Here is a 10,380-nt window from a genome sequence, read left to right as displayed (position 1 = left end):
AGAACCATTTACACAAAATTATTGACGCTCCCGTTTAATCAATTCTATTGGATGTAGAGGATAAAATATGTTAGCTATTAATGATTTAAATAAAATATACAAAAACTCTGAAAATGGAGTAAAAGAAATTTCTTTTCAAATTTCAAAAGGAGAAATTCTTTGTTTGGCAGGACCGAATGGTTCAGGAAAAACAACTTTACTAAATTCTATTCTCGGAATAATAAAGAAAGACAAAGGAAGTATTTCTTTATTTGGACAAAATGTTGATAATGATGCTATAAAAAATAGATTTGCCTATATTTCTGATGAAATTATCTTAATCGAGGAATTGACAGGTTTTGAGTACCTTGCATTTATAAAAAGTATGTATAAGGGAATCAATAAGAACCAGATTATTACATTATTAAAAATATTTGATTTGGAAAAAGATATAGACAAGCTAATCAGTTCTTATTCTCACGGTATGAAGAAAAAGTTGCAGATTATTTCAATGATTATGAAACCATTTGATGTCTTAGTTTTAGACGAACCCTGTAGAGGATTAGATGTCGAAGCTGTTTATGTTCTGAAAAAAATAGTGGATTCGTTTAAACGCAAGGGGAAAATAATACTTATTACTAGTCATGATTTACTCTTTATTGAAGAAATATGTGACAAAATTTTAATTTTAACTCGTGGAATAGTAGTAGGAGGTGGTACTCCTGAAGAAATCAAATCCCAATATAAAAAAAATAAAATAGAAGAGGCATTTCTTGAGGCGGCATTTTTGAAAGAAAGGGAGAATGAAATTGATTGTTATCTTGAAGATTATTTCGATGTTATCGAAAGTATATAGAAATAAAATCAATCAAGTTCTAAATTCAAAAGAAAAGAGAATTGGAATGTTTCTTTCTGTTTTTATCATAATCGGAATTTCTGCTTTACTAGCAAATATTCTAACACATGATATTGTATCTATTTTTTTAAATGGGAATTTAGAGATACTTTATTCTGCAAATTTAACCTATTTAATATCGCTATCAATCTTTACTTTTTCTATTTTTATTGTTTTAAAATTTCTTGATCCAGATGAATCTAAAATTTTAAGAAACTTGGATAGGTTGCCTATATCTAAATTAGCTATGTATATTGGATATTATTCTTTTCCGTTAAGCATACAGGTAGCAATACCTTCTATCTTATTTTCTATAATTATCATTCCACAACTTGTAACAAATGGAATATCAGTTTCTCTGTCATTAAGAATAGCAGGAATTTTCTTATTACAATCAATATTTATCACTTTATTAATGAATTTGTCTTATAATATTTTATTTTTTTTAGGAATACGCATGAAAATTCCCTTTGCTAAAAGTGTTTCTTTATTGGTGCAAACGATTATTATATTGAGAATTGTTGTTACTTTGCTTGAAAATATTCAAAATATCTTACTAAATTACGAAACATTTTCTTATAATATCTTATTCTGGAACTTGGGATTTTTAGGCCATATTATTTTAGAGAATACCTTTTCTGTTAATCTTTTACTTCTTGTTTTAGTAGAATTAGTAATATTTATTGCTTGTATCCATAGTTTTGCTTTGCTTTCTTCCATTCAAGATAAAAATGAATATCAATCAAAAGTATTTGCTAAAATCAATAATACCAAAAGCTTAAATATTAGTCTTATTCTTAAAGATATGAAATTATTGTTACGCTCTGAAAATACAATTCTTTTAATTCTTCTACTATTAGGATTAAATATCTTTACACTACTGAGTCATCTTCCAATATTAGATATTCTTATTAAGATAGATGCTGGCTTGTTAGGTACACTTGGCTTTCTAAGTTATGGCGTAGATGAAAAGATGTTAAGTTTTTATAGAATTTTAGGAGTTAAGAGAAGTCAATATTTTTTAGGGAAGTTCATCAGCACATTTGTTGTTACCTCTTTCTTCTTTTTATTAATGCTTCTTTTTAAAGTTCCAAGTTTAAGAGAATGCCTTTTTGGTTTAGGAATTTTAGCAACTTCTACTCTTAGTTCTATTATTTTGGGTGTTTTCTTTCCATACAGTAAAGAAAATCCATTATCGCAAACTAGCCTTATATTGGTTTGTGTACTAGGCTTATTTCCGATTACTTATTTAATTAACCTTTTTAATAGTTATTCTAGTATTATCCAAATCACATTAGTAACAATTTTTATTGTTACTGGTTTTATCATAACAAATCACGTATTTAATACTAAATGGGAGAAAGAACGACTATGAAAAAAATAATTCTTGACATCTTTAAATATAGCGGCGTTTCATTTTTTGCAACATTTTCAATTCTAGTTGCGTTGATAATTCCTAATGGAGTAAATAGTTTTTTAAACGGAACAACTTTTCAGGCACCATTGAACCTGTTAACTATATCAGGAATTGCAAATGGTTCTGAAAATTCATTAGAAATACATTTTACACGAATCTTTTTTTGGCAAATATTACTTTTATATACTTGTTTAGCATTTATGATTTTTGGAATAGTGTATGCTAAAAAAAATAAAAAAGCTGTTTATTTGGTAATATCATTAGCAGCAATGGTTACACTTGTATTAGGTTCTACTCAATTATCAAGAATTAAACAGGAGCCTTTAAAAACAACTACAATTCAAGGTATAGACTCTATCATGGATAGTAAGGGGAATAGTATTGTTTACATTGGTAGAGAAAATTGTCCAGACTGTATATTATATAAACCAAAATTAATTTCTTATTTGGAAAAGGAAAAACTAGAAATTAATTACCTAGATACTACTGGAAATAAAACCGATGTTGATAATTTCAGAAAATATTATAATAAATTAGGTGTCGAAAGTATTCCTGCTGTAATTTTTATAAAAAATGGTAAAGTAGAACGCATCTTATATGGGGATAAGGAAGCTGAAAATATAGAACGTACCATAAAACTTTTTAAAACCTCATAAGACGGAAATAATGAAGAAATCAGCAAATTTGCATAACTATAATAAAAAGGACCTAGTTTTGATGGGAAATTTTTCAAAACTAGGTCCTTTTTATGTAGTTGAAACGGGTATAATTATTTTAAGGAAGTGATCTAAAGATAACAAATTAGTTTTTGTTTGTTCTTATCCCCTATTGACTTTTCTTTCAAACATGCTATTCTAATTTTATTCTAATAGTATCCGATGAGAAGGAAAGTAGACAGGAAATGGTTCAAGAGAGGCTTTGGTTGGTGTAAAAAGCTAGAAGTTGACTGTCGAAAATGGCCTTAGAGGATTTTTTGTCGAAAGGTAGGCAAAAACGAACAGTCTTTCGTTACCAAGACCACTGATTTTATTGTCAGGCTGAGAGAAAGAATGTTTTTTCTGAAAAAAGGTGGTACCACGAGTATAATCGTCCTTTTACTAGTATTTGCTAGTAAAAGGATTTTTTTTTACAAAAAACAAAGAAAAGAGTGAGTGAAATGAGCAAAAACAAACCATTTACAGTAGATCATGTCGGAAGTTTCTTACGTCCGCAATCGATCAAAGAAGCAAGAAAAAAAGTTCAAGAAGGCTTACTTTCAAAAGAAGAACTTCGTACAATCGAAGATCAGGAGATAAAGAGATTAGTAGAAGATCAAAAAGCAGTGGGCATCAAAGGAATTACGGATGGCGAATTTCGGCGCGGATTTTGGCATCTTGATTTTTTAGAAGAACTAAATGGTATCGAAGGCTATGTTCCAGAAACTGGATATAATCAAACATTCCACGGGAAAGCAGCTCCAGCTTATAATATTCGGGTAGTAGATAAATTATCTTTCAATACAAACCACCCATTTTTAAAAGATTTTGCTTTTCTGAAAGAAGTAGTGGAAACAGATGATACTTTTGTCGCAAAGGCAACGATCCCTAGTCCCACGATGATTTTACGACAAGAGATTCTATCTAACGATGGTTCTTCAAAAATCAATGAGATCTATCCTGATCTATCTGATTTTTATGAGGACTTGTCATCTACTTACAAAGCAGCCATCCATGCTTTTTATGAAAAAGGTTGTCGCTACTTGCAATTCGATGATACAAATTGGGCGTTTTTAGCTGATCAAACTAAAAGAGAAACACTTCTTCAAAAAGGAATTGATCCGAAAGAAATGGCCCATATTTGTACAGAGATTATCAATAACGCACTGGAAGACAAACCAGAAGATTTGACGATCACGACACATATCTGCCGTGGTAATCACGCTTCTTCTTGGCTGTTCTCCGGTGGATATGAACCCATTGCAGAAGAGTTGTTTTCAACGAATTATGATGGTTTCTTTTTGGAATACGATTCTGAACGAGCAGGTGATTTTACCCCTTTAAGACATTGGAATAACAAAGAAAGTAAAGTCGTTTTAGGATTAGTTACTTCTAAGTTTCCAGATTTGGAAGATACGGAGAAGATAAAAGAACGAATAAAAGAAGCACAACAATTTATACCGTTGGAAAATCTAAGTATCAGTCCTCAATGTGGGTTTGCTTCAACAGAAGAAGGAAACCATTTAACAGAAGAAGAACAATGGAAGAAAATCCAATTATTGCAGAAAGTCGCAAAAGAAGTTTGGCTATAAAAATGTGAGGCTTGGCAAAAAAAAGCGTCCCAAAAAGTCGGCTTTTCATGGAGTGGAGAAATCCACTCTTTTTTATTTACCTTTTATATTATTTATTTGTTAAACAAATAGGAACAAAAAAATTAAATTACTTAATACACACATTAGGGATCATTCATTGAAGGATTAGAAGACAACGAGGATGGCGAAAAATATGATTACAATAGAAAAGTCGTTCTAAACAAATCAGTTCCTAGTATCACACAACGCAAGCCAGTCGATTTGGTGAGATTAGAGGAGTGAAAGCAAACTTTATTATATAAGAAAAAATATTCGAAAGGGATGATAGTTTAGGTACTAGTGCTGATGAATTAATATTATGCCTCGTAATATTAGGCGTAGTTACTCTAGAGACATCACTATGGACTATGATTTGTCTCAGAGTCACAACATGTTTTTTTATGAAAAGAAACGCCTAAAATAACCAAACTGCGGGATGTTTAAACTTTCTTAAACTATAACCTAATAAATGTGAAGAAATAATGCACAATTTCTACACATTTATCTTCTATTCTATATACATACCAACCAACAACCCTATATACTTTTTCATTTTTACTCCTCAAGTAAAAATAACTCCTAGACCGCGGCTACCCACCGCGGTCGTTTTTTATTCTTCAATCAAAATCGCTTTGATACCCAAACCTGCCAAGATTCGGGCAGAAGTATAAGTATTCAATCCTCTTCTGAAAGTAATGTAAACTTTTTTATCTTTTGGGATTTCATTGATTCGATCTCGTAACTCATTCATTGGAATATTTTTTGTTGCCGAGATACTGCCAGAAGGTGCTTTATTAGGTTCACGTATATCTAAAAAGAACGCTTCTTTCAAATCGTTTTCGGGTATATCGCCTGCTTTGATCGTTTCTACGATATTCGTCATTTGATTGATTGCGACATAACCAGCTATATTCAACGGGTCACGGGTAGTAGAATACGGTGGAGAGTAAGGCAACTCCAAATCAGGCAAATCAAAGACTGTCAAGTTTCCGGTGATCGCTACAGAAAGTTCTCCCATCCGTTTATCGACACCTTTTTCTCCAAATGCTTGTCCACCTAAAATACGACCGCTATCTGCATCAAAAATCAGCTTTAGATTTAATCTTGTAGCTCCAGGATAGAAATAGGCATGGTCAAAAGGAGTGATAAAAACAGTTTTGTAATTCGTTATGCCTGATGCTCTTAGTGCATGTTCTGTCATTCCAGCATAACTTGCTGTATGATCAAAGATTTTTGCGACACCCGCACCAATATATCCGCGATAGCGCATAGGCGTACCATTTAAAATATCTGCCAGCATGTGTCCTTGACGATTGGCCGCACTGGAAAGCATACTTTGAATCGGCTGCCCAGTCACTACACTAGTCGTTTCGATAATATCGCCAATCGCATAGATGTCCGGCAGATTGGTTTGTAACTGGTCATCAACAATGATCTGTCCTGTATCTGATAATTGTATGCCGGCTGCTTTCACCACTTCATTATTTGGAGAAACACCAACAGCAAAGACAAGCATATCAGTGGAAAGGACGGAGCCATCTGATAATACTAATTCTCGACCTTTTTCACGGATCTCAGTAACTGTTGTTTCTAAATGAACGGTTAATCCTTCTTCCAGCAATTTGTCATAAACTAGATCAGCGATTTCTGGATCATAAGGGAAAGCGACTTGCGGCAATTGATCGATTAAAGTCACGTCTAAGCCGCGATGTTTGAAATTCTCAGCTAATTCCAGACCCATGACACCTGCGCCAAGAATGACGACATGTTGTGGATCTTTTTCTTCCAGAAACGATTTAATTCGATCCGCATCCGTTACACTGCGAAGGACAAAGCCGTTTTCTGCTTCAAAAGCTCCGGGAATATCCGGGTACGCTGGTCTAGCACCAGAAGAGATGATCAACTTATCGTAATCCGTTTCTGTCTCTTCATTTGTAGATAGGTCTTTAACTAGTAATCGCTTAGCGGAAGGATCGATTGCTATTACTTCGTGTTTAGTAAATACGTCGATGTTGTTTTTTGTTTTCAATATTTCTGGTGTACGTTCGATCAGCGAGTCACGGTCCGTGATCACACCACCTAAATAATAAGGCAAAGCACAACTTGCGTAAGAAATATTCTCTCCGCGTTCATAGATAATGATTTCATGTGCTTCATTCAATCGACGGAAACGAGTGGCAAATGAAGGACCGCCAGCTACACCGCCAATGACAACAACTTTCATAAAAACATCTCCTTTTCTACGTTGATCGTACTATGTTATGGCAAAAAACAGCAAATAATTGTGCCGGAAAATTATTGTTTATTTTGTCAGTAGAGAAAAATAGTAAGAAAAAAGAGAACGGTTTCGCTATGTTTCTGCATAAAAAAGAAAGAGGCTATGACAACAGGGCTGTCACAACCTCTTTCCATTGGCTTTTAATTCTCGTATTCTTCTAATTCCAAGCTTAGTTCTTCCCATTCCGACAATTTTGTTTCTTGATCTTGTCTAGCTGATTCTAAAGCTTGGTTCAGCTCATTGAGTTTTACGTGATCTTCCAGATTTTCTGGCGCGACCATTTCTTGTTCCAACCGATCGATCCATTCATCGATCCGCGTCATTTCTTCTTCAACCTGAGTGATTTTTCGTTGAAGGCTGCGGATAAGCTTTTGCTGTTCTTTGCTCTGGTAATAATCGGATTTATTCGTAGGAGCAGGAGCGGATTCTGGCTCATCTTGTGCCAATAATTCGGCGATTTCTTCTTCTTCTTGTTTTTTCTCTAAATAATAATCATAGTCTCCAAGATAGACTTTACTGCCATTTTCAGAGAGTTCGACGACTTTTGTCGCGATCCGATTGATGAAATATCGGTCATGGGAAACAAAAAGCAGTGTGCCATCGTAATCGATCAATGCATTTTCTAATACTTCTTTGTTGTCAATATCTAAATGGTTTGTTGGTTCGTCCAAGATCAAAAAATTTTCTTTGTTCATCGCTAGCTTGGCTAAAGCAACCCGTGCTTTTTCACCGCCGCTTAACAGAGGGATTGGTTTTTCTACATCTTCGCCAGAAAATAAGAAAGCACCTAAAGCACTTCGAATGTCTTTTTCAGGAGTGGTAGGATGCTCATCCCACAATTCTGCTAGAATCGTCTTGTTTGTATGCAGATCAGCTTGCCCTTGATCATAATAGCCGATGGTGACATTTGTCCCTAGCGTTTCTTTGCCACGGATAAAAGGGATCTGGTGGATGATCGATTTCAGCAACGTCGATTTTCCAATACCATTCGGACCTACTAGAGCAATCGCTTCTTGTCGGCGGATATCCAAATTGATTGGTTCAGATAAGGTGACATCATCATATCCGATAGCGGCATCTTCGATTTGCAAGACAACATTTCCAGAAGGTTTTTCTATACTGAAAAGAAAGTTTGCTTGTTTCTCATCCCCTTGAGGACGATCCAGACGTTCCATTTTTTCTAATGTCTTTCTGCGACTTTGCGCCCGTTTAGTGGTAGAGGCACGAACAAGATTCCGAGCAACGAAGTCTTCTAATTTGTGGATCTCTGTCTGCTGCTTTTCATAAGCCTTCCATTCACTTGTCAGCTGTTCTGCTTTCAAGTCTAGATACTTCGAGTAGTTGCCTTTGTAATGGCGCATTTTTCTTCTGCTTAGTTCATAAACTTCATTGACTACTTTGTCTAAGAAATAACGGTCATGTGAAACAATCAGTAATGCACCGGTATAGCTTTGCAGATAATTTTCAAGCCAGGAAAGCGTCTCGATATCTAAATGGTTCGTGGGTTCGTCTAGAATCAAAATGTCAGGGTGTTGCAAAAGCATGCGAGCTAAAGCTAAACGTGTACGCTGTCCACCTGATAAAGTATCGATTTTCTGGTCATAAAAGGAAGAATCGAATTTAAAACCATGCAATACGGAACGAATTTCATTTTCATAACCATAGCCGTTTCGATCCGAAAAATCGTGTTGCAGCCGATCATATTCTTTTAAATAAGAAGTATAAGCGGGTGTATCTGGCGTACCTTCGCTAATGAAAATCTCTAGTTCACGCATCCGCTGTTCCATTTGTCTAACTTGTTCAAAAGCTTTCAGCATCTCGTTCCACACTGTTTCATTGGAATCAAGTCCTGTGTCCTGAGCGAGGTATCCGAGAGTCGCTGTTTTATTTTTAGCAATCTTTCCATCATCTGGTGCTTCAATTCCAGCAATGATCTTCAATAAAGTCGATTTTCCAGCGCCATTTCTGCCAACTAAAGCGACACGAGCGCCTGTACTGATTTCTAAATGTATGTTTTCAAATAAGACTTCTGCACCAAAATGGCGAGCAATCTGATTGGCTTGTAATAATATCATGGAATCCTCTTTTCTACTTTGTGAATTCTCCTCAAATAAAAAACTATTTTTCAATTAGTAGTCTACCATAAATTCCATCATACTGCGAGATTTGCAGAAATGATAAATAAATGAATAAAGAATAAAATTTCACAATATCTGAGCAATGGAATTGATTTTTTCCTATAAATACTGCTATGATGGAGAAATCAAAGATGTAATTAGACAATACGTGGAGGTCATTTCGTGAAAGATCATATTATTCCAAAGGCGACAGCTAAAAGACTGCCTTTGTATTATCGTTATTTAAGGATTTTAAATAATGCTGGAAAGAAAAAAGTGTCTTCAACTGAATTAAGTGAAGCCGTTCAAGTAGATAGTGCAACGATCCGTCGAGATTTTTCTTATTTTGGCGAATTAGGAAAACGTGGGTATGGGTATGATGTAGAAGATCTTATGCACTTTTTTGCGAAGACATTAAATGAAGATCAATTGACAAATGTTGCGCTGATTGGTGTAGGAAACTTGGGAAGTGCTTTACTAAAATATAAATTCCATCAAAGTAATAGCATACGTATCAGTTGTGCTTTTGATGTGAATGAAGAAATCGTTGGACGCATCGTAGACGGTATCCCCGTTTATCCAATGGAAGATATGTCGGAACAAATCAAGATCCAGCAAATCGAAGTAGCGATTTTAACGATTCCCGCTGAAAGAGCACAAGAAGTAGTCAATCAGTTAACGGAAGCAGGAATCAAAGGAATCTTGAACTTTACCGCTGCTCGATTGAATGCTCCGTCAGATGTATTGATCCAAAATGTTGATTTGACGAATGAATTGCAAACCTTGATCTATTTCTTGCATTCTGACGCAAATGCGCATTCCGAAAATACAGCAGAATAAAAATAAAAAGCGATTGAACAAATGAAGGCAAAACTTTCACTTGTTCAATCGCTTTTTTCTGTTTGGATAATGTTTATTCTGTTCGAAAGAGTTCTTCATAAGAAAGAGAATCATCTTCTGCTGTCAGTTCATCTAGTAAATGCCGGATTTTTTTAAAGTCGATGAACCGCGCTTGCCGAGAGATCTCTTTTCCATGATGAAAAACCAGAACAACTGGCGCAGTCAATACTTCAAATCTGCTAGCTACTTCTGGCGTTTCGAATGCATCCAAATGAAGTGCCGGAATATCATAATGGGTGAGCAGCTCCTCCAATCGTGGACGAACAGCGTGACAAACACTGCAATTAGGCATCGAAAGATAAACGATGGCAACGGATGATTGTTGCAGTATGTCTTGAACTTCAGACAAATTAGTGGTTTGTTTCATTTTCATTCTCCCTTTTGTGATAGAAGTGATATGTACGAGACCTTAATTTAATGGGAATAATAGAAAAAGTCAATTGAAGTGCTTCGATAAAAAATAAGAGT

Annotated in this window: 8 protein-coding genes and 1 other annotated feature; of the genes, 5 read left to right on the top strand and 3 right to left on the bottom strand. The window is 34.9% G+C overall.

Annotation, left to right across the window (positions count from 1 at the left end; genetic code table 11):
- Positions 1-67 precede the first annotated feature (67 nt).
- The 4 genes from HMPREF2961_RS08420 to HMPREF2961_RS08405 all read left to right on the top strand — a co-directional run bounded on the left by HMPREF2961_RS08420 (position 68) and on the right by HMPREF2961_RS08405 (position 4,578).
- A complete protein-coding gene (locus tag HMPREF2961_RS08420; protein ID WP_070704552.1) occupies positions 68-835 on the top strand; it encodes an ABC transporter ATP-binding protein in 768 nt (255 codons plus the stop codon).
- Positions 816-2,249: a hypothetical protein gene (locus tag HMPREF2961_RS08415; RefSeq protein WP_227326314.1), complete on the top strand. Its 1,434-nt coding sequence runs from the start codon at positions 816-818 to the stop codon at positions 2,247-2,249. Before HMPREF2961_RS08420 ends, HMPREF2961_RS08415 begins: the two co-directional genes overlap by 20 nt.
- Positions 2,246-2,947 carry a thioredoxin family protein gene (locus HMPREF2961_RS08410; protein WP_070704546.1) on the top strand — a complete coding sequence of 234 codons (702 nt, stop codon included), beginning with the start codon at positions 2,246-2,248 and terminating at the stop codon, positions 2,945-2,947. Before HMPREF2961_RS08415 ends, HMPREF2961_RS08410 begins: the two co-directional genes overlap by 4 nt.
- Before the next feature lie 213 nt (positions 2,948-3,160).
- Positions 3,161-3,388 (top strand) — a binding site (T-box leader).
- 59 nt (positions 3,389-3,447) lie between these two features.
- Positions 3,448-4,578 carry a 5-methyltetrahydropteroyltriglutamate--homocysteine S-methyltransferase gene (locus HMPREF2961_RS08405; protein ID WP_070704542.1) on the top strand — a complete coding sequence of 377 codons (1,131 nt, stop codon included), beginning with the start codon at positions 3,448-3,450 and terminating at the stop codon, positions 4,576-4,578.
- Between the two features lie 649 nt (positions 4,579-5,227).
- Here the strand turns inward: HMPREF2961_RS08405 and HMPREF2961_RS08400 are convergent.
- The gene (locus HMPREF2961_RS08400) at positions 5,228-6,841 is read right to left on the bottom strand and encodes an FAD-dependent oxidoreductase (RefSeq protein ID WP_070704539.1); all 1,614 of its coding nucleotides are present in this window, start codon (positions 6,839-6,841) and stop codon (positions 5,228-5,230) included.
- Positions 6,842-7,035: 194 nt separating this feature from the next.
- Positions 7,036-8,970: an ABC-F family ATP-binding cassette domain-containing protein gene (locus tag HMPREF2961_RS08395; RefSeq protein WP_002314624.1), complete on the bottom strand. Its 1,935-nt coding sequence runs from the start codon at positions 8,968-8,970 to the stop codon at positions 7,036-7,038.
- A gap of 225 nt (positions 8,971-9,195) precedes the next feature.
- Here HMPREF2961_RS08395 and HMPREF2961_RS08390 point away from each other — a divergent pair, with 225 nt between their 5' ends.
- Positions 9,196-9,852, top strand: a complete 657-nt coding sequence (locus tag HMPREF2961_RS08390) for a redox-sensing transcriptional repressor Rex (RefSeq protein ID WP_002290875.1) — start codon at positions 9,196-9,198, stop codon at positions 9,850-9,852.
- 73 nt (positions 9,853-9,925) lie between these two features.
- Here HMPREF2961_RS08390 and HMPREF2961_RS08385 read toward each other — a convergent pair whose 3' ends face one another.
- A complete protein-coding gene (locus tag HMPREF2961_RS08385; protein WP_002290876.1) occupies positions 9,926-10,279 on the bottom strand; it encodes a thioredoxin family protein in 354 nt (117 codons plus the stop codon).
- Positions 10,280-10,380 lie beyond the last annotated feature (101 nt).

This window comes from Enterococcus sp. HMSC076E04 (assembly GCF_001814285.1).
Lineage (GTDB): Bacteria > Bacillota > Bacilli > Lactobacillales > Enterococcaceae > Enterococcus_B > Enterococcus_B lactis.
The sequence above is the reverse complement of the archived record's forward strand: the minus strand, read 5'-3'. Positions and strand labels throughout refer to the sequence as shown.